The organism is Pseudomonas sp. S1_G07, from assembly GCF_054668565.1.
In genome coordinates, this window is record NZ_CP162778.1 from 795,224 (window position 1) to 820,256 (window position 25,033).

General features: G+C 51.0%; 18 protein-coding genes and 1 pseudogene. 9 read left to right on the forward strand and 10 right to left on the reverse strand.

From position 1 onward, the window contains the following. Positions 1–23 precede the first annotated feature (23 nt). A complete protein-coding gene (locus tag AB4O05_RS03800; RefSeq protein WP_460132902.1) occupies positions 24–707 on the forward strand; it encodes a hypothetical protein in 684 nt (227 codons plus the stop codon). Positions 708–855: 148 nt separating this feature from the next. Here AB4O05_RS03800 and AB4O05_RS03805 read toward each other — a convergent pair whose 3' ends face one another. Then, the gene (locus AB4O05_RS03805; RefSeq protein WP_460132900.1) at positions 856–1,431 is read right to left on the reverse strand and encodes a hypothetical protein; all 576 of its coding nucleotides are present in this window, start codon (positions 1,429–1,431) and stop codon (positions 856–858) included. Positions 1,432–1,775: 344 nt separating this feature from the next. On the opposite strand from AB4O05_RS03805, the gene AB4O05_RS03810 reads away from it, so the two are divergent. The 3 genes from AB4O05_RS03810 (at position 1,776) to AB4O05_RS03820 (ending at position 6,799) form a co-directional block, all read left to right on the forward strand. Next, complete coding sequence (locus tag AB4O05_RS03810; protein ID WP_460132899.1) at positions 1,776–4,259, forward strand: AAA family ATPase; 2,484 nt, start codon at positions 1,776–1,778, stop codon at positions 4,257–4,259. A gap of 260 nt (positions 4,260–4,519) precedes the next feature. Next, on the forward strand, positions 4,520–5,272 hold the full coding sequence (locus tag AB4O05_RS03815; RefSeq protein ID WP_460132897.1) for a hypothetical protein: 753 nt from the start codon (positions 4,520–4,522) through the stop codon (positions 5,270–5,272). A 3-nt stretch (positions 5,273–5,275) separates the two neighbouring features. Next, complete coding sequence (locus AB4O05_RS03820) at positions 5,276–6,799, forward strand: relaxase/mobilization nuclease domain-containing protein (protein ID WP_460132895.1); 1,524 nt, start codon at positions 5,276–5,278, stop codon at positions 6,797–6,799. 12 nt (positions 6,800–6,811) lie between these two features. Here the strand turns inward: AB4O05_RS03820 and AB4O05_RS03825 are convergent, their stop codons facing one another. From AB4O05_RS03825 to AB4O05_RS03840, 4 genes are all read right to left on the reverse strand, one after another. Then, positions 6,812–7,585, reverse strand: a complete 774-nt coding sequence (locus tag AB4O05_RS03825; RefSeq protein ID WP_460164837.1) for a replication endonuclease — start codon at positions 7,583–7,585, stop codon at positions 6,812–6,814. Further along, positions 7,471–8,535: a hypothetical protein gene (locus tag AB4O05_RS03830; RefSeq protein WP_460164838.1), complete on the reverse strand. Its 1,065-nt coding sequence runs from the start codon at positions 8,533–8,535 to the stop codon at positions 7,471–7,473. Before AB4O05_RS03830 ends, AB4O05_RS03825 begins: the two co-directional genes overlap by 115 nt. 310 nt (positions 8,536–8,845) lie before the next feature. Beyond that, a complete protein-coding gene (locus tag AB4O05_RS03835) occupies positions 8,846–9,379 on the reverse strand; it encodes a hypothetical protein (RefSeq protein WP_460132892.1) in 534 nt (177 codons plus the stop codon). After that, positions 9,376–9,750: a hypothetical protein gene (locus tag AB4O05_RS03840; protein ID WP_460132890.1), complete on the reverse strand. Its 375-nt coding sequence runs from the start codon at positions 9,748–9,750 to the stop codon at positions 9,376–9,378. The genes AB4O05_RS03835 and AB4O05_RS03840 overlap by 4 nt, the downstream gene beginning before the upstream one ends. Positions 9,751–9,941: 191 nt before the next feature. Between AB4O05_RS03840 and AB4O05_RS03845 the strand changes: the two genes are divergently transcribed. After that, on the forward strand, positions 9,942–10,250 hold the full coding sequence (locus tag AB4O05_RS03845) for a helix-turn-helix transcriptional regulator (protein ID WP_439865526.1): 309 nt from the start codon (positions 9,942–9,944) through the stop codon (positions 10,248–10,250). A 120-nt stretch (positions 10,251–10,370) separates the two neighbouring features. On the opposite strand, the gene AB4O05_RS03850 is transcribed toward AB4O05_RS03845, so the two are convergent. Continuing rightward, complete coding sequence (locus AB4O05_RS03850; RefSeq protein WP_460164900.1) at positions 10,371–12,176, reverse strand: recombinase family protein; 1,806 nt, start codon at positions 12,174–12,176, stop codon at positions 10,371–10,373. Between AB4O05_RS03850 and AB4O05_RS03855 the strand changes: the two are divergent. Further along, a pseudogene (locus tag AB4O05_RS03855) lies at positions 12,103–13,479 on the forward strand (YifB family Mg chelatase-like AAA ATPase); the annotation flags it as partial. The gene AB4O05_RS03850 and the pseudogene AB4O05_RS03855 sit on opposite strands and share 74 nt — an antisense overlap. Before the next feature lie 39 nt (positions 13,480–13,518). Here AB4O05_RS03855 and AB4O05_RS03860 read toward each other — a convergent pair. Both AB4O05_RS03860 and AB4O05_RS03865 read right to left on the reverse strand, forming a co-directional pair. Then, a complete protein-coding gene (locus AB4O05_RS03860; protein WP_460132888.1) occupies positions 13,519–15,495 on the reverse strand; it encodes a methyl-accepting chemotaxis protein in 1,977 nt (658 codons plus the stop codon). A gap of 178 nt (positions 15,496–15,673) precedes the next feature. After that, the gene (locus AB4O05_RS03865; protein ID WP_460132886.1) at positions 15,674–16,594 is read right to left on the reverse strand and encodes a LysR substrate-binding domain-containing protein; all 921 of its coding nucleotides are present in this window, start codon (positions 16,592–16,594) and stop codon (positions 15,674–15,676) included. 153 nt (positions 16,595–16,747) lie between these two features. On the opposite strand from AB4O05_RS03865, the gene AB4O05_RS03870 reads away from it, so the two are divergent. Next, positions 16,748–18,160 carry a NorM family multidrug efflux MATE transporter gene (locus tag AB4O05_RS03870; RefSeq protein WP_460132883.1) on the forward strand — a complete coding sequence of 471 codons (1,413 nt, stop codon included), beginning with the start codon at positions 16,748–16,750 and terminating at the stop codon, positions 18,158–18,160. Here AB4O05_RS03870 and AB4O05_RS03875 read toward each other — a convergent pair. Next, positions 18,157–19,830, reverse strand: coding sequence for a putative bifunctional diguanylate cyclase/phosphodiesterase (locus tag AB4O05_RS03875; RefSeq protein WP_460132882.1), 1,674 nt, complete (start codon positions 19,828–19,830; stop codon positions 18,157–18,159). The genes AB4O05_RS03870 and AB4O05_RS03875 overlap by 4 nt on opposite strands. Positions 19,831–20,098: 268 nt before the next feature. Between AB4O05_RS03875 and rep the strand changes: the two genes are divergently transcribed. After that, on the forward strand, positions 20,099–22,108 hold the full coding sequence (gene rep / locus AB4O05_RS03880; RefSeq protein WP_460132879.1) for a DNA helicase Rep: 2,010 nt from the start codon (positions 20,099–20,101) through the stop codon (positions 22,106–22,108). A 58-nt stretch (positions 22,109–22,166) separates the two neighbouring features. Continuing rightward, entirely contained in the window at positions 22,167–22,739 is a 573-nt protein-coding gene (locus tag AB4O05_RS03885; RefSeq protein ID WP_460132878.1) for a xanthine phosphoribosyltransferase, read from the forward strand. Positions 22,740–22,907: 168 nt separating this feature from the next. Here the strand turns inward: AB4O05_RS03885 and AB4O05_RS03890 are convergent, their stop codons facing one another. Beyond that, positions 22,908–24,830 (reverse strand): acetyl-CoA hydrolase/transferase C-terminal domain-containing protein, encoded by a 1,923-nt coding sequence (locus AB4O05_RS03890; protein ID WP_460132876.1) that lies wholly within the window; start codon positions 24,828–24,830, stop codon positions 22,908–22,910. Positions 24,831–25,033 lie beyond the last annotated feature (203 nt).

A 25,033-nucleotide genomic window follows, 5' to 3' on the forward strand; every position in this document is an offset into this window, starting at 1 on the left:
CCCTGATCAAAACGAGGTGACCTATGACGACTGACTCCAAATTGCCACCCCTTCCAACGCCAGCTCTTGCTGCTGCCCCTCAAGGTATACCTGTGCCTCCCACTGCGCCCGTAACAGCGTCGGGAGTAGCACCAGACTTCCTTGCAAATCTAGCCGCGCTTAATGCGACTCAAAAAAAGAAGCGCAAAAGTAAGGCTCATGTAAATTCAATGAAAATGCGAGCTGAACTTTGGCCTGAACTAGATGCTAGCTTGCTTTGGGACAGAAACCTTAATGACGGATACTCAACTATCCCAAGGACACTCTCTATCATCACAAACATAATCGACGATCTTTCAAAAAAGATTACAGGAAAATCTGTTCCCGCAGGAAAGACCTACTTTGGACTTTGGTGCAGAGTCTGGGATGAAAACATGCTAACAATTGAGAACGAAACAATTTATGCCATTGAAGCTGGGTATACCGGCGAGCGGAACGTAACAACCTGGCGGGCTCATATGAAGGTGCTTCTAGATTTAGGATTCATTGATGTTAGAGAGGGCGCTTATGGACCATATAATTTCGCCCTGATTTATAATCCATACTTAGTTATAAAGAAACTCAAGGATAAAATTCCGACCACCTCATATCAACTGTTGGTGCAGAGAGCAATTGAAATTGGAGCCGATGGCGACCTGATAAACAAAACCGAGACGGAGAAAAAATAATGGAAAACCTAAAGCTGATATTGATACTTGCTATCGAGCTTGTTCGCCTCATGGGGCAAATAATGAAACACCTGCAATGAAGTTTGAAAGCAAGTAAGGCCTCTTTGCATATAGGCCTTACTTGAGGAGTATTCCTGCAGAAATCCAATCAGTCAACAGACTCGACCTCATCCAATTGCTGAAGCATAAGAATCTCACGAAACTCATTAATCTCTTTTATGAATTGCGGTCTAGAGTAGAAGATCTTTTTGCTGACTATGCGGATAGTTTCTTCGTCTCTTCGAGCAATCTCGGCGAAAAGCGCAAATGTTAATGAAATTCCTCTAGGAAGGCGAACAAAAGGCTCGCGTCTCAGAAGCTGTTTCGCTCGGAAGTCGATCAACGGTATATTTCGCTTAAAAATAATATCCAGATCTTCTTCAGTATCTATCTCCAAAAGATCTTTATATTTAAACTCCATCATAATTATGTGTTCGTTCTCATACCAGCTATCAATTAGGTGTAGCTGATTTACCTGACATACATCCTCATCCATCGCTTTGACAAGTGAACTTTTACGTCCATAAAGCGAAATTGGGTTTGAGAACTCACGCTCTAAAAGTTCAAGAAGCAGCGTATTTTTTGACTTGCCTTCCATTAATGAGATGGCATTAATTGCTTTATCTATTTCTAACGAAACATTCCGAATAGTGAATGCAACGGTTTCCTTTTTTTCTTCAGACATTGTATTTACCTGCGAATTTAACTGGTTGAGGGACTCATAATACACGACTCGAACCATAACACAACAATCGAACCGGATTTGTTGTTTTGGTGCGTATTTTCTAAGGTGGAGTGGATTTTACGATTCGAACCAGATGACGAAAATTCAGCCCAGTAAATAGAATCCCTCAGAAATCGGTCTCCCTCGGTATGCTCAAAGGAATGACCATGCCCTCTGCATCGCCTACGTCCGCGCCCAGGTTGGCTGAGATGCACCTGCGGTCGCCGTAGAGGTCCATCTGAATGGTTGCCATCATTGGCCGTGGTCGGCCTGACCAAAGCGACGATTTTTCTGATGAGTAGAAGATGCGTGCGTGCGATTTCGCCCTTCAATTAACCCCCTATGTGTGCCAGATTGTAGAGGGCAAGCAATCTGCCACCATCGACAAGCACAAGGAGCGGGCTGTGTTCACAAAAATCAATAAAATTAAGAATTTCGCTGTCTTCAAGGAATTTGACTGGGACGTTTCAGTCAGGGATGAAGGTAGGACCATAGGTAAATTTAAAAAGCTGAACATTATCTATGGCCGAAATTATTCCGGGAAAACAAGTCTTTCAAGAATCGTTCGAAGCCTAGAATTAAAAAAGAAGCATGATAAATATCAAAATGCAGAGTACAGCTTCTCACATGAAGGGCCTGAACTACTAAACCAGCAAAATTTAGATACTTGCCAATACAGCGTCAGAGTGTACAACAAAGACTTTGTTGACGATAATCTTCGATGGCTTTCAAATCCTGACGGGAGTATAAAACCATTCGCTGTGTTAGGTGATGAAAACATTACGCTCGAAAAAGAAATTGAAGAAAAGGAGAGTCTGCTCGGAACAGAAGATACTATTGGTAGTCTGCGTAATCGACTAAAAATAGAGTCAGAAGATTTAGCGGCAGTTCAAGGCCGAGTGAAAACAGCACAAACTGGATTAGATAGCAAACTTCGTGACAAAGCCAACGGGCCTATAAAAACAAATCCGAACTATAGGCAATTCACGTATACGATTACTAACATCAAGGCTGATATTACCGCTCTGGATAAGAAGCCACAGCCAAACCTTACGCCCGAACAACAAGCTGAATTCATTACGTTATTGAATGACCAAGCAAAACCCGAAATAGTTTTTGGTGAAAAATTTACCGATAAAAGAAACACGTTCTTGGCGGAAGCTCGGCTCTTGCTTGAAAAGGAAGTTAAGCCAACACAAAGCATTCAGGACTTAATCAATGATGCTTTATTGCAAAAGTGGGTTCGTGAGGGAATTGAAAGCCATAAAAATGTTCGGTCAACCTGTGCCTTTTGTGGTAGTCCGATACCGGCAGACCTATGGGCAAAATTAGACGCGCACTTTAGTAAAGAGTCCGACAGCTTGCGGACTGACATCCAAGCGCTTTTAGATAGAGTCAATACAGAGCGAGAGCAGTTACCTAAATCGCTGCCGATAAAGCAGTTAGATTTTTATAGCACCTACCATGAAGAATTTTCAGCCCTAAATGAGCAGTTTTTAGAGGGCATTAAGCAATATGACGACAACTTACTATTAATTACTACTGTATTATCGTTGCGCCTTAACGATATTTTCCGCACATTCCCCACACCTACGTTAATGCCGGAAGATTTAGACATAGGTGCAATTTATAGTTCTGTGTCGGAGTTGGTAACAAAACACAACAAGAAAACGGAAACTCTAGACAATGACCAATCAACCGCAAGAACCATATTGCGTCTCGACGAAGTTTCAAAATTTGTAACCGATATATCCTATAAAAAAGAGCTTAACGCGATAGATGACCTTAATGGCGAGGTCACTTCAAAAGCCGAAACCAAAAGCAAGACAAGCACAGAAATACTTCAGCTTGAAAAAGATATTCAGGCATTAAAGAATAAACTCAAAGACGAAAGAAGAGGAGCGGAGCGCGTCAATCACTACCTCGAAAACCACTTTGGTCATACCGGATTAAAACTGTCAGCGTTAGATAATGAAGCGGTAACAGAAATAAACTTTAAAATATTCCGTGGTGATTTACCTGCGGAAAATCTCAGTGAAGGAGAGTGCAGTCTCGTCGCTTTCTGCTACTTTATTGCGAAATTAGAGGACGTTGAAACGCAGGGAAAAGAACTTATCGTATGGATTGATGACCCAATCTCAAGCTTGGACAGCAACCATATCTTCTTCGTCTATAGTCTCATAGAGCACGTACTTGCAAGCCCAATAAAGATACCGAATCAAAAAAACACCTATAAGTATAGTCAGCTATTCATCTCGACTCATAATTTAGACTTCTTGAAGTACCTTAAAAAACTATCCAAACCGATGGATAATTCCCCCAAGCCCAAAATTGACTGTGAGTATTTTATACTTGAGCGCTCAAACGATGTAAGTCATTTGAAATTGATGCCCAAGTATCTGAAGCAGTACGTTACTGAATTTAACTATTTGTTCAGCCAGGTACATGCCTGTGCTAACTCGACAGCTATAGAAATCGGGCACGAATCATTTTATAACTTCGGGAACAATCTCAGAAAATTCCTTGAAGCTTATCTATTTTACAAGTTTCCGAATAATAAATCTAACGATGAAAAGTTAAAGGCTTTTTTTGGAGGAGACCAAATAGCCACAAGCTTGGCAAATAGAGTCAATAATGAGCTATCGCATTTGGAAGAAATATTCGATAGAAGTATGAGACCTCTTGATGTTCCCGAAATTACCAAACTGGCAAATTTCGTGCTTGACACAATGAAGCAAAAAGACCCTGACCAATATCAGGCGCTTCTTGACAGTACTAATCTTCAGTAACTACATCCCTGACAAAACAGAATTAAAATTCTGCTTTGTCAGGGAGTCTAATTTTAATCGAAATCAAAAGAAGCAAGCAGAATAAAAAACCATCACGACTAACGTCGCTCGGTTATTTTATGCTTGCCCCACTCCCTCCCCCTACGGTCAGTCATTAGGGACAAAGCTACTCCCACAAGGGTCGTATCTAAAAAAGCCACAAGACTCACAGCTATTGAAAAACATAATGCTACGATATAACTATAACCAACAATTTCGTTATGAGAAAATACAAATTAAGCACACGCCTAACTGAAATAAATTCAATAGTTATTGAACAGCTAAGAAAAGAATACAATAAAATATCACCCACAAAGTTCTCTCTATCCAATGCATTTAAGCAGCACTTTCTAAATGGGCGCAGCCATATTGTAATTTCGAAGAATGCTAATGCGTTGGAATTCAGAAAATACAATCAAATGATTGTGAACCTGCATACAAATATAAATAGAGTTGATACGAGCAACCCTGTCTTAATAAAAACCATTAGCAGAGCAGTTAACAAAATATTGGAAGCGAGAGTAAACATCAAGCCATTATTATTTGATTCGTTTTCAATTCAAACCTCAAAAAAACCAATTGCCGAAGTATTAATAAATCAACCTCTATTTGTTGACCCGTTTTCAAAACGAGAAAAGCAATATACGATTAGTTTTTCACAAAAAGAGTTCTCGCTCTACAAAGAAAAACTATTAACACTTAATGAGAAAGATAAACCATTTTCAAAGCAACTTCATAAATTTCTGAATGACTTTTCCGTTTGCCAGCTCACTTTCTCAAATCCCAACATTTCATTTGCATCTGATGAGGGGTTAACTAAAGCCTCAGAATATATCGATAGATACATTGTGGAAAATTCAACAAACGAGATGAAACTGAATGAGGCAGTCGACTATTCGATCACACGACTTAATATAGTTGATGAAAAACTCATGGCGGGCAGCACGGACCTCTTTGAAGTTATCGCGGGGTGAATGATGATAATCAAAGAAATACCTCGCGTGAGGCCTAATACAAAAAGTCTCATCCGTTACATTTTATTAAAAGCTGTGCGTATCAGTGGCAATATCCCTATAGATACGAGAAATATTAACGAAACCGCAAGCCAGATTCAAAAAGACTTTAACCGCCGGTTAACATCACGGCAGAGAAGCAACGAAATGCATTATGTTGTATCGTTTGAGGAGAGGCACGAAGACATATCCGATGATAAATTACTGCTGATCGGCAATGAGTTAGTGAGAACACACTTTAACGATAATCGAAATTTCATAATAGCTGTTCACCGGGACACCAAGAATCCCCACTTCCATTTAGTCATGGAAAATCGAGACTTTGACAAAAGACCTTTTTTCAAAAAGGATAATTATCGCGCACTAGAGGCTTTTTCTCAAAAAATAGAAGCGAAGTATCAGCTTAAAAATGAACAGATTTCAGGCAGTAGGAATGATCCTAATGTTATTAGATTAAATTACAAAGCAAAGCAGTATGAAAACCGCACCGCGCAAATGAGTGATGAAAAAAAGTACAAGGAGGAGCTTAAAGAAATTTTAAAAGCTGCCACTACGCCTGTGGCGTTGTTTGAAATGATGAAGTTGCAGGGCTTTACGATATGCGCAAACAAGAGCAAAACCAATCCAGCGAAATTCACTGGTTACTATATTACCAAGGGTTCTACCTCAATCAAACCGAGCTCAATCGGCTTTCAAATCAGCAAACTGACTGAAAAATATAATATCGATAACAACGGTATTGTGAAATTAATTCTGCGCTTTGAATGGATACGGCTACTAAATGACGCAGGGGAAATTTCTACAAGCCCAGGGATTGGCACCAAACCACAAATCAACCGCCGCGAAAGTCTTTACACAAAATTTCAGACTTTAGATGGTATTAACTACACAAGCAAAGATCAAAAATATAATACCCGCTTCACAGTCAATGATAATAGCGTTTCTTTTATAAACCCAAATGAGATTAGCATAAAAGCGGGCATTCAAGCGTTGATTGAACAAGGAAGTAACGGTCCGTTCTGTGCTACTGGCAACGAAACCTTCAAACGAAAAACTTGGTTGGTCTGCGCACTGATCGGACAAGAAATCAGTAATTATCAACCTAGCAATGCTGACCTATTTGCTCTTTATGAGCGTATATGTTTAAACCAAAAAAAGTACCCGCACGCTAAAATCAAACTTCTTGAGAGCCATCTCACCGCGCTAAAAAGAGAATGTTACGAGGTTGATAATTTATTAAGTTCCAGCGCTTCATTCTTTGATTTGTTCCCGAGTCATTCAGAACCGGAAACTTCAGCACTACAAAAAAGTGAATCCTTGGTACGGGAACAACTTGGTCCACAACCGAAAGTTAAAACGAAAGACATTGATAGAGCAAAAAGAAGATCGAAAGCAGAAAAGTTATTCGACGATCAAGAGACAGATGAAAAGCTACTGAAGCTATCAAGTGGACAGAAAGATTCACTATTGATCCGTTTCAATCGTTGACGCTAAATCAAACTAATAGCCAACAATGCTTGTTTTTAAACGACAATTGAATTTGGTCTGTAGACAATCATCTGTGCCCTTAACGCGATAGCCCCATTTGACCTTCTTTATATACTCAAATCCGCTTGGCGTTTCAGCATCTACTTCTAAAATTATAGACTTCACAAAGTCATCCGCGTACTTGCAGAACTCCCAGAATTTATTTTCTTTTCGTAATTCTGCTAATTCAAAGAAAATCTTATTGCTAAGCTTTGATTTTAGTTCGTGCGAATCTTTACCAAAGAAGCGGTCAAAAGTTCGCCACAACATTGTTTTCGTTTTCCCAAAAAAACCATACATGCGATAACCCCAAAGTCTCGCAACGGCTTTATTCTTCATTGACTCATCGGACTTATCGCGTAAGCTTTTAATAACGTATTTAGTAATATAGCTTGCAGGGGTTGCCGCTTTTTTACCGGCTTTTTTAGCCTCTTCTTTTGAGATACGAACGATCCTCACCGCGCTAGGGCTATGAGAGAAGTGCTTGTTTATCAGATCTATCAATTCATCCACTTGAGTTGGATTTACGAAAAACATTGAGTGCATATGAACGCATTGATCTTTGTGAGCCTCTTTGCACCACATACCGAGCGTCTCAATTGAGTGTCGCTCTCTGTCTTTGTTCAAAGCTACTAGCCTTTCCGAAAGCCAGTTAGATGCTTGTCTGGGTGTTGATCCATTCCAACAATTTCTACCCGTTGACGGGTTCGAATGAAACTCTGCAGGGCACGTAAACGTAGTGAACAAAGCGATGTAGCCTTTTTTTCTGCCTCTTTCTCCAAGTCTTTAACTTTCATGTAGATCTCAGATGCTTTACGTTCGTCAGTCAAGGCGAACTGTGCAAGCGGTACCGACTCCTCTTTTTCAGTTAATTCATTTTTATAAATAACCTCTGTATTATTTACGAAATCTTGTTGCTCAATATCTTTTTCGTGCTGATACTTTAATAGCTCCTCGCTGCAGTATTTTTCCCCATTTTCACCTATCTTTCGCTTTCTCATTAAGTGAATTTCTCTTTGCTTTCGTGCTATCTTTCTTATAATATTTTTTAATCGTCGAAATGTTCTTTTGTCTTTTCTGTCAAATTCTTTATTCATAAAGGCCATGTCACTAGCAAAATTTAATGCTTCATCGGTAATGAAGTATTCATCAAGCTTGTCAAATATGGTCCCAGGGCATCTCAAATCTGAAAATTTTATGTTTTTATATACAGTTATGCTTTCTAGCTCTTTCCTGCGTAACTCGACCGAACTTGCTTGCAGTATTAGGTCTTTCAAGTTCTTGTTAACACAAAGGTAGCCGAACAACTTATTGATGACATTCGCAAAAGCAATGGTCTCTTTGTCGTAGTCATCTATTTTCTCTTGAAATGAGAATTCTACGTTCTTTTTTGCCTTTAAGACTCGCACGTACTTGTCTTGCGACTTGATAAGACTATATAGCCCGCTGTCTTCGGCTTCTTCGTTGTTTAGAAAAGGCACGTCAACAACTACTTCATACGAGTGTGCAAGCTCAAATGTTTTCGTAGATTGGCTTAACTGAGCTATGACGACTTTTATTTTTTGAGAGAGTTCGTAGATTGATATGTCTTTTTTCTGATAAATAAAAGCGTCAGCATAGATTTCTTCAAAGTTTTCTTTGCTTATTGTTTGCTTTCTATTTAAAAAAGGTATAATTGGGTTATGGGTAGTTTTCATTTGTTTAATTTTGTGTGGTAACTTAATTATAACAAATAATAAAATTAAGCAAGAGCTGAAAGGCTCTTTTTTATTGTCTATATTTTAGTGTTGTCGCATTAACATAAAAATGTCGCACTTACATAAGTTCGCATGCAGTGCTGTTAAGGTATGAATTTGCTGATAGTCGCGTACTTAAAGGTTGCGACAGTTATTTTAGAATTATCCAAGAACAGCAAAATCAAAAGCGCTAGCCTAGCGGCTTGGAAAGATCATTCAATAAAGAGTGATTTATAGCGGCAGCAGGTTAGACCCACTGCCTTTTTTTATGTTAAAAAATCATGTCTTTATATTTTTCCGTGAGCGGTATATTACGTTTGATTTCGTTGACTTGTTGCAATGGAGTTACGCTGCCATTCTTGTTGATTAAATAAAGTTTGTTATCTGAATCCATCCCTAAATCAAACTCATAGGGCCTTTCGTCATCACGATCCATCTTAACGATTTTGATAGCATTATTATATTTGCTGGGAGTAAATGTACTTACTTGAGTGCGTAGGGGCGTACCATCTACAAAAAACTGCACCTTAATGAAACGTACACCCTTCATGTCATCAGGGTTGCCAGTGTACTTAATATCACCTTCTGCATAACGGGTAATTGTATATGCGTACTCGGTTTTTTGTTGGTCGAACTTAATGTATTTAGACTTGCCAACCTGATCGATGACTCGGTTGCCAAAGCCTTGTATGTCAGCGCTGACTTGCTGCTCGTTATAGTTTTCATTTTTTGAAAAGCTAGGATCAGCATGTACGAATGTTGCCGTACAAAAAATCAATGCAGAAAAAAGACAAACGATCTTCATTTAGCTATTCCTTTTACCATCATAGTTATTGAGACGATTGCAACAATAATGAGCGTCCACATGAAGATGCGGTCACGTTGTTCTTGGGTAAATTTGTTAACGAATTTGGTTATGGCGTACAGACCCCAAATCATAGGAATCAGCAAAACGTACCCCAAGCCTTGTTGAGCTCCTTGTGCCGCAGCAAAAATGACTACGCAGATAATCAGGTAGATCACTTGAACCAGGTTGCCTTTTAAGCTCACTTCTTTTTGATACGTCTCACGCATTTCGCGGCCATGAGCTTTGTCACGCTCATTTGCCTGGTGATGAGTCTCATGCTTTTGCCCATCATGCGACCTGAACCAGACATCATCATCACGATCTGCCATTCCCTGAATCCTCGCCCAGATTAACCGTAAAGCCCCTGACAGACGGCGTGGTCGCCGTCTGCTGGCTGACGCTAATTCTACGCCAGCCATCGTATTATTGGCAAAAAAAACGATGGCACAGAGCGTTTGTAGATATGGATTTTTACGGTGAAGTGCTTGTTTGAAATACGTGAACAGGCTGAAAAATTGTGGTGCTTGCAAAAGCGATAAAGCGATACCGGATTGGGAAGGGAATCACACAAGCTGAATTAGGACACCTGTCGGGTTTTGACCCTAAAACCATCAGTCGCTATGAGACTGGTGAGTACGTCCCAACGATTGATGCTGTGTACAAATTTGCTGAAATTCTAGGTGTCCCAGTGAAAGAGTTTTTCGCTGACTTGGAAGGTGAAATTGAGCAACGGGCGTATCTTTTTGAGGTTATACACAACGCTGATGCAGATGAACTCAAAAGGCTTGTTGATCTCGTTGGAAAGGCTCGCAGGGCACCTAAACCGTAGCAGGCATTGATCCTATCCTTTCGTCTATCGCCCATGGGTAGGCGCGGCCAATGCGCCCATGCGCCTGCACCCAGGGTTTGTTATTTCTTAATTCTACCATTTCGTATTTTTTAATAACGACTAGTTGAAGTCCGCTCTCGAGTTCTTAGAGAGTATGAAATCGTTTCCACGCTTAGATATGAACTTTTTTGTATAGTAGTAATACTCACCGTCAGGTAAAAACGCTTTTTTTCGGTCGAAATAAAAAGACATACCGAACTTTAATGATTTATTGTTTATTACTACGTCGCTCATTCTGTGTTCTTCTTTGAAATCCTGTCCTTCGAATGGTTTGCCGTCTTCAAAACGCTTCAATACTCTTATATTGACCTCGCTATCTTTTAGGAACATATTGAATCTTATTCGTCCTTCCTCGCTTTCCAGCAGCGCATCAATATCGGACTTGTTAATAGCTGTTTCAGCTTGAACAAACGAATTCATTTTGGAGATTTCAACATCTGCTAAATCGCGCTTTCGTTTAAGCTCCCCAATTTCACCTTCAATTTTTCGTATCATATTTAACAGAGCGGGGGATATATTACCGCCATTCGAGGCAATGCTCTCAACCATCCTATCAACAGTGCTCTGTTTGTCGCCTATCTCAGCATTGTATGCGTTTCGCGTCACAAGCAAACTTTGGACATCACCAGATTTTCTAATTATTTTCTCAAGCCCATAGTTTTTGTAATACATCATGAATGGTTCGGCAATGTAATTATAAGGTATGAAAACTTTTCGCCCTGCCGGACAAGCTCCAACCAAACTTTTGGCACAAAGTAGGTACATATATTCCTTACCTTTTCGTGCGGTGAAATTTTGATGAAGAGCCGTATTACAATGCGCACAGAAAATTACGCCTTTGAAAATATTCCTAAAGCCCTTACTTTCCCTTCCTACTTTCTCATGCGTCTCCGCTCTGATATTCAATTTTGTTTGAATATTAAAAAAATGCTCTTTTGAAATGACCGCCGGGAAGTAGTTTTCAAGCTCTTCGTAGTCCTCGCTTTCACCAGCTGCGGATTTGGTTTTATAGATTTCGAGACACCCATAGACCGATTTTGCTCGGGATAAATGTCTAACCGCTATTAAAGTCCATTTTTTATCGCTTTGAGTATTATTAATCTCATTGGCCGTTCTAGAGCAACCGTAGATCTCTAGCAACTCAAAAATTCTTTTTACTTCATCGGCTCTATTTTTTATAAGAGCGAGTTTTTGCGTTTGCTCGTCATATTTAATCCAGTATGGTAATTTTTTTGTCATTATTTTATTCAAAGACTTCGCTTCGCTGTGCTTCTTTTTCCACGCGCCTAGCGAACGATTGCGTTTTATACGACTTTCTTCATTTGCTCGACTTAATACAAAGTTGATCTTAAATAAAATGCTTGTGTGGTCCTCTTGGCGATAGTCATAAATCTGATTATCAGAAAGAGTAACGATGATAATTTTGGCCGATAAAATATCGACGACTAATTTCGTTGCGTCAATGCCGTTCATACGAGTGAGTCGGTCAAAATTCTCAACCAATAGAACGTCATTTGCTCTGATCGTCCCAGAAGCGATCAGGTTTAGAAAATCTCTCAAAGCGCCAGTGCGGGCGTTTTTACCACGGAACCCAGAGATGCCAATGTCTACGAATTCTTGCGACATTTCTAGATTATTGCGAGCTAGATATTCTTGTATAAGTGCTTCTTGCCGATCTATGCCCGTGCCTTCACGTTGGGTACGGCTTGAGATGCGCTTATAACTGTATACACGTGTCGTCATTACGGAAGACCTAATGAAAGTTTCTTGTCCATTATAGCGCTCATAAGGCGCCGTCAAGGAAAGCGAGGACCGCGTACGCAGTGCCATTCTCAACTGCGCCCTGCAATACCCCTCGCGCCGCATCACCCTAAACCTCGCGCCCGCCGACCTGCCCAAGGACGGTGGGCGTTTTGATCTGGCGATTGCCTTGGGGATCCTCGCTGCCAGTGTGCAGGTGCCGGCGCTGATGCTCGATGACCTGGAGTGCCTGGGGGAGTTGGCGTTGTCCGGTGAAGTCCGCGCGGTCAAAGGCGTATTGCCGGCCGCGCTGGCAGCACGCAAGGCCGGACGCACCGTGATAGTGCCGCGGGCGAATGCCGAGGAGGCGTGCCTGGCTTGCGGGCTCAAGGTGCTTGCAGTGGATCACCTGCTTCAGGTGGTAGCGCACTTGAATGGGCATGTGCCGATTGAGCCCTACACGTCCGATGGCTTGCAGTATCTGAACAAGCCCTACCCGGACTTGAGTGAAGTTCAGGGCCAACTTGCCGCCAAGCGTGCATTGCTGATCGCAGCGGCAGGCGCGCATAACCTGCTGCTTAGCGGGCCACCGGGCACCGGCAAGACCTTGCTCGCCAGCCGCCTGCCCGGTCTGCTGCCGCCGCTGAGCGAACAGGAGGCCCTGGAAGTGGCGGCAATCCAGTCTGTGGTCAGCCTCGCACCGCTCAGCCATTGGCCACACCGACCGTTTCGCCAGCCCCACCATTCCGCTTCAGGCCCCGCATTGGTCGGTGGCGGGTCGAAACCTCAGCCAGGGGAAATCACCCTGGCCCACCACGGGGTGCTGTTTCTGGATGAATTGCCCGAGTTTGATCGCAAGGTGCTGGAGGTATTGCGTGAGCCGCTGGAGTCGGGGCATATCGTGATTTCCCGCGCGCGCGACCGCGTAAGTTTCCCGGCGCGATTTCAACTGGTGGCAGCCATGAACCCCTGCCCTTGCGGTTACCTGGGGGAGCCCAGTGGGCGCTGTCGCTGTACGCCGGAGCAGATCCAGCGCTATCGCAACAAGCTCTCCGGGCCGTTGCTGGACAGGATTGACCTGCACCTCACCGTGGCACGGGAAAGCACAGCGCTGAACCCGACCCAACAGGCCGGCGACAACACCGCAAAGGCCTCAGCCCTGGTTGCCGAGGCCCGCGAGCGCCAGCAACGGCGCCAGGGCTGCGCCAATGCCTTCCTCGATCTGCCGGGGTTGCGCAGGCACTGCCAGTTGGCGAAAGCCGATGAAGGCTGGCTGGAGAGCGCCTGCGAACGACTGACGTTGTCGCTGCGCGCGGCGCACCGGTTGCTCAAGGTGGCCCGCACGCTGGCGGACCTGGATCAGGTGGAGGTCATCACCCGCAATCATCTTAAGGAGGCCTTGCAATACCGCCCGGCGGCGATCACCTGAGCCTTATACAGCCCCGCACACATGTCGATTAGCGGTGCCTCAGCGGAAGCGATCCACCTCATGGCGTAAGCTCGCAGCCAGCGTTTCCAGTTCCTTGGCGGTAATCGCCAGGTTCGATACCACTTCACGCTGCTCGCTGTTGGCCAGCGCAATGCTCTGCAAATTGCTGCTGAGCAAGGTCGCGGTGCTGCTTTGCTCCTGGGTGGCGGTAGTGATCGCGGCGAATTGCTGACCGGCCGAGCGGCTTTGCTCGTCGATACGCGCCAGGGCCGAAGCCACGTCGGCGTTGCGAGACAAGCCTTCCTGCATCAGCACTTTGCCGTGCTCCATGGTACTGATGGCGTTGCCGGTTTCCTGCTGGATGCTCTGGATCATCCCGGAAATCTCGTCGGTGGCCTGACGAGTACGCGACGCCAGGTTACGCACTTCGTCGGCGACCACGGCAAAACCACGTCCCTGCTCGCCGGCCCTCGCGGCCTCGATGGCGGCGTTGAGCGCCAGCAGGTTGGTCTGCTCGGCAATGGAAGTGATCACACCCACGATCCCGCCGATTTCCTGAGAACGCTGGCCCAAGGTATTAATCACTGTGGCGGTGCTGTTCAGTGCGGTGGCGATATGTTCCAGGGACGTCGACGCCTCGTTCATCGAGTTGCGACCGATGCGGGTTTGCTGGGCGTTTTCCTGGGCCAGGCGCTCGGTGTTGCCCATGTTGTCGGCAATATTCAGCGAGGTGGCGCTGAATTCTTCTACCGCGCCGGCCATGCTGGTGATCTCGCCGGACTGCTGCTCCATGCCTTCGTAGGCCCCTCCGGACAAACCGGACAGCGCCTGGGCGCGACCGTTGACCTCTTCGGCCGCCTTGCGGATATGCGACACCATGGTCGACAGCGCTTCACCCATCTGGTTGAAGCTGCGCGCCAGTTGGCCGATCTCATCATGGCTGGAGACGTTAAGCCGGGCGCTCAGGTCGCCTGCCCCCAGCGCTTCGGCCTGGCGAACCAAATCACTCAAAGGCTGCAGCTTGCTGCGCAACAGCCAGACCGTGGCCCCCACCGCCAGCAACATCGCCAACACACTGCCGATCACCAGGCGAATCCCGACCGCCCAGGTGACCGAGCGGATTTCGGCTTTCGGCATGCTCGCCACCACCGCCCAGGGCCCACCCTCGAACGGCACCGAAACGCTGTAGAAATCTTCGTTCTTGTCGCTCCAGAAACGGCCTTTGCCTGGGGTCTTGGCCAGGTCCAGCATCACCGGCACCGACTGATCCAGGGCCTGTACACCGGCCGGCGGTACCAGCCAGCGCTTCTGCTCATCCAGTAATGCCAGGGAGCCGGTCTGGCCAATACGGAAGCGCTTGAGGTTTTCAAACTGGGCGTTCTGGGCGTCGGTGTAATCAAAGCCGATAAACAGCACGGCAATAACCTGACCGCCGCTGTCGCGCACCGGGCTGTACTGTGTCATGTAGGAGCGATCGAACAACACCGCACGGCCAATGTAAGTCTGCCCACTGAGCACGCGCTGGTAAGCCGGGCCCTGGCGATCCAGTACAGTGCCGATGGCGCGGTTGCCGTCCTGCTTGGTCAACGATGTGCTGATGCGGATGAAGTCGTCGCCGCTGCGCACAAACACCGTGGCCACGCCACCCGATATCTGCTTGAACTCATCCACGTCGGCAAAATTGTTGTTCAGTATGTCGCTGCCCAGGTACAGGCTGGGGGTCTGCACACCCGCCACGGTTACGGGTTGGTCCGCGCGCACGCTCAAGCCAGCGCCAAAACGCTTTTCAAACAGCCCGCTCAAACGTTGCGTGCTCTCGCGCAAGGTTGTGTGGAAGGTGTTGAGTTGGTCGGCCAACAGGCGCGCCTCACTGGCCAGGTGCTCCTCGCGGGTATCGAGGTTGGCGGAGTCGAGGGAGCGCAAGGCGAAAACGGTACTGCCGCTGATAGCGATAGCCAAAATCACGGCTAACGCGAGACCTAACTGGGAGGCGATCCGGGCACGAGGTTGAGACATGTCAGCTCCTGGCCGAGGCCAGGATCATCCTGATCTCATAGCGCTGCTCGGCAAATTATCTGGTGGGAAACGTTGGTGCACGATAGTTTTAATACACCTACTTCGGCGGGCCGAGGCAATACTTGAGCGATTCACACGGGCATCGCGCAAACGGTTGCGCCCCAGCACCCAGGGCCATTCAATCGAGGCGCTCTACCGCCGGCAGCAACATCGCCTGCACCTCGCCCTGGAGAAAGTCCGCCAATCGCCGCAAGCGCTCGCCCCCAGGACGGGTTTTCGGCCACACCAGGTAGTAATTTTCTCCGCTGGCCACCGCCGTCGGCCACGGCAGGCTCAGCCGCCCTTGTGCCACGTCTTCGGCAACCATCAGCAAGTCGCCCATGGACACGCCGTACCCCCGTGCGGCGGCGATCATGCCCAACTCCAGCGTATCGAACACCTGACCGCCCTTGAGCGACACCTGGGACGACAGCCCCATGCGCTCCAGCCAATTGCGCCAGTCCCTGCGGTCGGGGGTGGGGTGCAGCAACTCGGCACTCGCCAGGCGGTTCACGTCCCAGGGGCCATCGCTCAACAGGTTCGGCGCACCGACGGGAATCAATAGCTCCGGGAACAGATAGCAGGCCTCCCAGTCCGCCGGAAAATGGCCGTAGCTCAACAGCACCGCGCAGTCGAAAGGCTCCTGGTTGAAGTCCACCTCGTCGACGCTCATCCAGGCGCTGGTGAGCTGCACTTCATTGCCCGGCTGCAAATGCCGGAAACGACTGAGCCGCCCCAACAGCCAGCGCATCGTCAGTGTGGACGGCGCCTTCATCCGCAGGATGTCATCTTCGGCGTTCAGGGTATGGCAGGCACGCTCGAGCGCGGCAAAGCCCTCGCGCACGCCAGGCAACAGCAGGCGCGCCGCTTCGGTGAGCTGCAGGTTACGCCCACTGCGCCGGAACAGGCGGCAGGCGAAATGCTCTTCAAGCGTACGGATATGTCGGCTCACCGCACTCTGGGTAATGGACAGTTCTTCGGCCGCGCGGGTGAATGAGTTGTGCCGGGAGGCGGCCTCAAATGCGCGCAGGGCATAAAGGGGAGGAAGACGACGAGACATAACGAAAGCTCCGACGGCGCGATACCAAAACCCTGCCAGAATAGGTCAGACATGAGTTTTAATCATGCAAACAATCGCTTTTATCCCTTTGCGAAATGGGTGCAGAGCGCCGAGAATCGAGCCTCTCCCCGACCCTCTGACTTTGTGAACTTGATGATCATGCAGCATCCGGCACGTACCGAACTCTGGGCCATTCTGCGGCTGTCAGGGCCGTTGATCGCCTCACAGTTGGCACACATGCTGATGGTGCTGACCGACACCTTGATGATGGCGCGACTGAGCCCCGAAGCACTGGCCGGAGGTGGCCTGGGCGCGGCGAGCTATTCGTTCGTATCGATTTTCTGCATCGGTGTGATTGCCGCCGTGGGCACCCTGGTAGCCATCCGTCATGGCGCGGGCGACATCGACGGCGCCACGCGTTTGACCCAGGCCGGGCTCTGGCTCGCCTGGCTGATGGCCCTGGCGGCGGCCTTGCTGTTGTGGAACCTCAAGCCGGTGTTGCTGATGTTCGGCCAGACCGACACCAACGTGCAGTCGGCGGGGCAGTTCCTGACAATCCTGCCGTTTGCCCTGCCCGGCTACCTGAGCTTCATGGCTTTGCGTGGTTTCACCAGCGCCATCGGCAAGGCCACCCCTGTGATGGTGATCAGCCTGGGTGGCACGGTGCTGAACTACCTGCTCAACCATGCGTTGATCGAGGGCATGTTCGGCCTGCCGAAACTAGGCCTGATGGGCATTGGTCTGGTCACGGCAATCGTCGCCAACGGCATGGCGCTGACGCTGATGTGGTACATCCGCAGCAACCGTGCCTACGCCGCCTACCCGTTGAGCCACGGTCTGCTGCGCCTCAACACCCAGTATTTGCGCGAGCTGTGGCGTCTGGGCCTGCCGATTGGTGGCACCTATGCGGTGGAAGTCGGGCTGTTTGCCTTTGCCGCCCTGTGCATGGGCACCATGGGCAGTACGCCATTGGCGGCGCATCAGATTGCCCTGCAAATCGTCTCGGTGGCGTTCATGGTGCCAGCTGGCATGTCCTACGCGGTGACCATGCGCATCGGTCAGCATTACGGTGCCGGGCAGTTACTGCGGGTGCGCATGGCCGGGCGGGTCGGCGTTGGCTTTGGGGCAGCGGTGATGTTGGGATTTGCCGCCGTGCTATGGCTGTTTTCCGACGCGCTGATCGGGCTGTTCCTCGACCACAACGACCCGGCGTTTCACGACGTGATCGTACTTGCCGTGAGCCTGCTCGCCGTCGCCGCCTGGTTCGAGTTGTTCGACGGAGTGCAGACCATCGCCATGGGCTGCATCCGTGGACTGAAGGACGCCAAGACCACCTTCCTGGTCGGGCTCGCCTGCTATTGGCTGATCGGGGCGCCTTCCGCCTGGTTGATGGCCTTCACCCTGGGCTGGGGGCCGACCGGTGTGTGGTGGGGACTGGCGCTGGGCCTGGCATGTGCGGCGATCAGCCTGACCTGGGCGTTCGAAGCGAAGATCAAGCGCATGATTCGCAGGGAAGGCGTCACGCCCGAAACCCGCCAGGGGTTTCAGGTTGCGCAGCCGGATTAGAACCCTTCGCCAGCGTTGGCCTGCTGGCCCTTGCCAAAGGCCAGGTAGTCCACCAACTCAGGCAACGGCAGCGGCTTGCTGATCAGGTAACCCTGGGCCTGGTCGCAGCCGAACAATCTCAGTAACGCCAGTTGCTCCGGGGTTTCCACACCTTCGGCCACCACTTCCAGGTTGAGGTTGTGCGCCAGGTTGATCATCGCGTGCACCAGCTTGCGGTTCTCTTCGCGCTCTTCCATGCCGCTGACAAAACTCTTGTCGATCTTCAACAAGGCAATCGGCAGGCTGTTGAGGTGCACGAATGATGAGAACCCGGTGCCGAAGTCATCCAGGGAAAACCGCACGCCGAGGCGACCAAGAGCGTCCATGGTCTGCTTGACCAGGTCACTGCGGCGCATCACGGCCGTTTCGGTCAGTTCGAACTCCAGCCATTGCGCGTCCACGCCACGCTCGGCAATCAGTCGGCTGAGGGTCGAGAGCAACTGGCTGTCCTGGAACTGGCGAAATGACAGGTTGACCGCCATATGCAACGGCGGCAGGCCACGTTCGCGCAGGTCCTGCATGTCGCGCAGGGCTCGGGAGATCACCCAGTAGCCCAACGGCACGATCAGGCCGCTCTGTTCGGCCAGCGGTACGAATTCGCTGGGGGGCAACAGGCCACGCTCACCATGGCGCCAGCGCACCAGGGCTTCCAGGCCGACGATATGCCCGTCGTCCAGATCCAGGCGCGGCTGGTAATGCAGCTCCAGTTCATCGCGGCGCAAGGCCCGGCGCAGTTCACTTTCCAGGTCGGCCAGGCTGCGCGCGTTACGGTTGATGCGTTCGTTGAAGATATGAAAGGTACAGCCCTGGGTACTCTTGGCTTGCTGCATGGCGATATGGGCGTGCCACATCAGCGGGTCGGCGCCTGCGCGCGCGCGGGCATGCGCCACGCCCAGGCTGCAGCCGATCAGCAGGCTTTCGCCATCCACCCAGTAAGGCTCGGCCATGACTTCGGTGATGCGCTCGGCCATCCATTCGGCGCGCTGGGGCGCACGGCGAGTGTCGATCAACAGGGCAAATTCGTCGCTGCCCAGGCGCGCCAGTTGGTCGCCGATCTCAAGCTGGCTCTTGAGCCGCGACACGACTTGCAGGATCAAGCGGTCACCGGCCTGATGACCGAGGGCGTCGTTGGCGTGACGGAAGTTGTCGAGGTCCAGGTGACCAAGCGCAAGGCCGCGACCTTCATTCTCGGCGAGCCGCGCCGCCAGCAGGGTCTGGAAGCCCTGGCGGTTGGCGATACCGGTTAGCGGGTCTTGCTCGGCCAGGCGTTGCAGGGTGTTTTCCAGTACGCCACGCTCGCGCACATGGCGCAGGCAGCGGCGCAGTGTATCGGCGCCCAATACATCACGGATCAGCCAATCACTCACACCCAGCGGCGCAACCAGAGGCTCCTGCTCAAGCAGCAGCACGCACGGCAAGCTGCAACGACCAGGACCAGGTTGCAGGCTGGGCGTGGTCAACAGCACGGCGCTGTGGTCTTCGTCGAACAGACGACTCACCGAGTCCCAGTTTGGCGCGCTGATCAGCACAGCCCCATCGCCCATCGGCGCCAGGCACTCGCGCAACAACGCTGCCCACTCAGGCGTATCGGCCAGTAGCAGCAAACGCAAGGGTTCGACAGGCGTAGACAAGCTAGCTCCCTAGACTCTGCAAAATTTCGTTGGCGGCGGGCATTATGACGTGCGACTTGATAATCACCAATGATAGGGGTTAGCAAATACGCAGACTGTAAACATTTGTCGAAGGCTAAATACCAAAAAGCCCTCACATCCTGCGGGAAAGTATCAAAACCGGCAAATTTAGATCGAGTGGTACGTCACACCGTCGATCCAGGGCAGCAGAATCTTGCCAGCCTGTTAAAATGCCCGCCCTTTTGAACAATGACTCCCTGAACTCTGTATGTCCCGACTCAACCCCCGGCAGCAAGAAGCCGTGAACTACGTCGGCGGCCCTCTATTGGTGCTCGCCGGTGCAGGCTCCGGCAAGACCAGCGTGATCACCCGCAAGATCGCGCACCTGATCCAGAACTGCGGCATACGCGCCCAGTACATCGTCGCCATGACCTTTACCAACAAGGCGGCGCGAGAAATGAAAGAGCGTGTCGGCACCCTGCTCAAGGGTGGCGAAGGCCGTGGTCTCACGGTGTGTACCTTCCACAACCTGGGGCTGAACATCATCCGCAAGGAGCATGTGCGGCTGGGCTACAAACCGGGCTTCTCGATCTTCGACGAGACCGACGTAAAAGCCCTGATGACCGACATCATGCAGAAGGAATACGCAGGCGACGACGGCGTCGATGAGATCAAGAACATGATCGGCGCCTGGAAAAACGACCTGGTCCTGCCCCCCGAAGCCCTGGAGAACGCACGCAACCCCAAGGAACAGACCGCCGCCATCGTGTACACCCACTACCAGCGTACGCTCAAGGCGTTCAACGCGGTGGACTTCGATGACCTGATCCTGCTGCCAGTGAAGCTGTTCCAGGAACATAAAGACATCCTGGAAAAGTGGCAGAACAAGGTGCGCTACCTGCTGGTGGACGAATACCAGGACACCAACGCCAGCCAATACCTGCTGGTGAAATTGCTGATCGGCACGCGCAACCAGTTCACCGTGGTGGGCGACGACGACCAGTCGATCTACGCCTGGCGCGGCGCGCGCCCGGAAAACCTGATGCTGCTCAAGGACGACTATCCGTCCCTGAAAGTGGTGATGCTGGAGCAGAACTACCGCTCCACCAGCCGCATCCTGCGCTGCGCCAACGTATTGATCTCGAACAACCCCCACGAGTTTGAAAAGCAACTGTGGAGTGAGATGGGCCACGGCGATGAAATCCGCGTGATCCGCTGCCGCAACGAAGACGCCGAAGCCGAGCGCGTGGCCGTGGAAATCCTCAGCCTGCACTTGCGCACCGACCGGCCCTACAGCGATTTCGCGATCCTGTATCGCGGCAACTACCAGGCCAAGCTGATCGAGCTGAAATTGCAGCACCACCAGGTGCCGTATCGCCTGTCAGGCGGCAACAGCTTTTTCGGACGCCAGGAAGTGAAAGACCTGATGGCCTACTTCCGCCTGATCGTGAACCCGGACGACGACAACGCCTTCCTGCGCGTGATCAACGTGCCGCGCCGGGAAATCGGTTCCACCACCCTGGAAAAGCTCGGCAACTACGCCACCGAGCGCAAGATCTCGATGTACGCCGCCACCGATGAGATCGGCCTGGGCGAGCACCTGGACACGCGCTTCACCGATCGCCTGGCGCGCTTCAAACGCTTCATGGACAAGGTCCGCGAGCAGTGCGCCGGCGAAGACCCGATCAGCGCCCTGCGCAGCATGGTCATGGACATCGACTATGAAAACTGGCTGCGCACCAACAGCTCCAGCGACAAGGCCGCGGATTACCGCATGGGCAACGTCTGGTTCCTGATCGAAGCGTTGAAGAACACCCTGGAAAAAGACGAAGACGGCGAGATGACCGTCGAAGACGCCATCGGCAAACTGGTGCTGCGCGACATGCTCGAGCGTCAACAGGAAGAAGAAGACGGCGCCGAAGGCGTGCAGATGATGACCTTGCATGCGTCCAAGGGCCTGGAATTTCCCTACGTGTTCATCATGGGCATGGAAGAGGAAATCCTCCCGCACCGCTCCAGTATCGAAGCCGATACCATCGAGGAAGAACGGCGCCTGGCCTACGTAGGCATTACCCGCGCGCGTCAGACACTGGCCTTCACCTTTGCCGCCAAACGCAAACAGTATGGCGAAATCATCGACTGTGCCCCCAGCCGATTCCTGGATGAACTGCCACCGGACGACCTGGCCTGGGAAGGCAACGACGACACCCCGACCGAGGTGAAGGCCGTCCGCGGCAACACCGCCCTGGCGGACATACGCGCGATGTTAAAGCGCTAGAATCGACTACTTTTTAATCTACTTTCGGCGCACAGCACGCCATTAGAGGAAGCTTTCCGTGGAAGCACTGCACAAGAAAATTCGCGAAGAAGGCATCGTGCTTTCCGATCAGGTACTCAAGGTCGACGCCTTTTTGAACCACCAGATCGACCCGGCGCTGATGAAGCTGATCGGCGACGAATTCGCCGCGCGGTTCAAGGACTCGGGCATCACCAAGATCGTCACCATCGAAGCATCGGGCATCGCCCCGGCGATCATGACCGGCCTGAACCTTGGCGTGCCGGTGATCTTTGCCCGCAAGCAACAGTCCCTGACCCTCACCGAAAACCTGCTGTCGGCCACGGTGTATTCCTTCACCAAGAAAACCGAGAGTACCGTGGCCATCTCGCCGCGCCACCTGACCAGCAGCGACCGCGTGCTGGTGATCGATGACTTCCTGGCCAACGGCAAGGCCTCCCAGGCGCTGATCTCGATCATCAAGCAGGCCGGCGCAACCGTTGCCGGCCTGGGGATCGTGATCGAGAAGTCGTTCCAGGGTGGCCGCGCGGAGCTGGATGCGCAGGGTTATCGGGTAGAGTCGCTGGCACGGGTGAAGTCGTTGGCGGGAGGGGTTGTCACCTTCATCGAATAATCGCGGCCTGAATGCGGTTAAACATGTAGGAGCGGGCTTGCCCGCGATGGCGGTGGGTCAGCTGGCATAGGGGTCTACTGATCCACCGCCATCGCAGGCAAGCCAGCTCCCACAGGGGATCTGCGCTTAACTGACGGGCATTTGGAGCTTGCCGGCTCCCACGGGCTGTCAGTGAGCGGTGGCCTGCAGGCCGGCCAGCAGCAGACGTTGATACAGGTCTTCCTTAAGCCCCTGCGGCTTATCCAACCGCATCCGCTCCAAATGCTTGGAAAACGCCTCCGGCTCCGGCGCATCCAACGCCGCCCTGCCCAACTCCAGAATCTCCGTCAGCTTGAATTTGCTCTTGAGCCAGTTCAATGCCCGCAACACGTCCTGCTCTTCATCGGTGAAGTCGCTGCCCAAGGGATACTCCGGAAACAGCCGTTTATGCCGCGCCTGAATCCCCTGGAGTCGCTCGGGTGTGTTGTCGGAAAAACGTGGATCCAGTTGGAAATCCTTGGCCAACTTGCCAGCCTTTTGCGCCTGTTCGATCAAGTCGTTCTGGAAGCGCGAGTCGGTGATGTTGAGCAACGCCTCGATCACCTTGGCGTCCGTCTGCCCGCGCAAGTCGGCAATCCCATACTCGGTGATGACGATATCCCGCAGGTGCCGAGGAATGGTGCAGTGGCCGTAATCCCAGACGATATTGGAGCTGACCTCCCCGCCCGATTCACGCCAGCTGCGCAAAATCAGGATTGAGCGCGCACCTTCCAGCGCATGCCCCTGGGCAACAAAGTTGTATTGCCCGCCCACGCCGCTGAGCACGCGGCCGTCTTCCAATTGGTCCGCCACACCGGCGCCGAGCAACGTCACCATGATCGCGCTGTTGATAAACCGCGCATCCTGGCGCTGCAAACGCTTGAGTTCTTCCTGCCCGTACAGCTCGTTGATGTAGCTGATGCGGGTCATGTTGAATTCCAGGCGCTTGGCATGGGTCATTTCCTGCAAGCGCTGGTAGAAACTACGCGGGCCAAGAAAGAAGCCACCGTGGATCGAAATACCATCGGGCTGCGCCGCATCGTCCAGCAAGCCGGCATTCGCCTGCTGCTGGGTCGCCACGTCCGGGTACACCTTGCGGCGGACAATACCCGCGTCGGCGAGCACCAACAGGCCGTTGACGAACATCTCGCTGCAGCCATAGAGGCCACGCGCGAGCGGATCGACGCCCCCTTCATGGCTGATCAACGGCGCCCACTGATACACGTCGAGGTCGGTCAGCAGCGACCGGTAGGCTTCATTGTCGGCCTGGCGTGCCAGCAAGGCGGCGGTCAGCGCATCGCCCATGGAGCCAATGCCGATCTGCAAGGTGCCGCCGTCACGCACCAGGGTGCTGGCATGCAGGCCAATGAAATGATCCTGGAACCCCACCGGCATGTTCGGTGTGGAAAACAGCGTGGTGCTGTCCTTTTCATCGACCAGGTAGTCGAACGCATCCATACCCAACTCGGCATCGCCAGGCATGTAGGGCAAATCGGTGTGTACCTGGCCGACGATCAAGATAGTTTCATCCGCATCACGGCGCTTGGCGATCATCGGCAACAGGTCGAGGGTGATATCGGGGTTGCAACTCAGGCTCAGGCGATCAGGGTGTTCAGCGCTGCTGGCCACCAACTGCGCCACCAGGTTCAGGCCGGCGGCGTTGATGTCGCGGGCGGCGTGGCTGTAGTTGCTGCTGACGTAGTCCTGCTGGGCCGAGGTGCTATGCAACAGGCTGCCAGGCTGCATGAAAAACTGCTGCACGCGGATGTTCTTCGGCAGGCTGTCTGTGTGCAATGCCGCGAGGAAATCCAACTCGGGGTAATCACCAAACACCCGTTCGATAAAGGGTTCAAGAAAGCGCTTCTGCAACCCATCTCCCAGCGTCGGCCGGCCAAGGCTCAGGGCGGTATAGATCGTCAACGCCCGCTCAGGCAATTTGGCGATACGACGGTACAGCGCATTGACGAACAGGTTGGGCTTACCCAAGCCCAACGGCATGCCCATATGAATATGCGCCGGCAAGCGCGCCAGTACGTCGTCAACTGCTTGCTCGATTGAACACAACTGCACCATCCGACTGCTCCCGAACATTCCATGAATAGGGGTTGGACCGAGCTTGCCGGGCCTTTGCTGCAATGAACAGCCTGGAAACACACATTGCGTGCACAAAAAAGCCGCTCGTAAGCGGCATTTTTGGCGAGGATCGGTTTACTTAAGGTTCTTCACGGAATCCCGGGAAACACAGAAACAAGAACGCCGATTTGATGGATGATGTT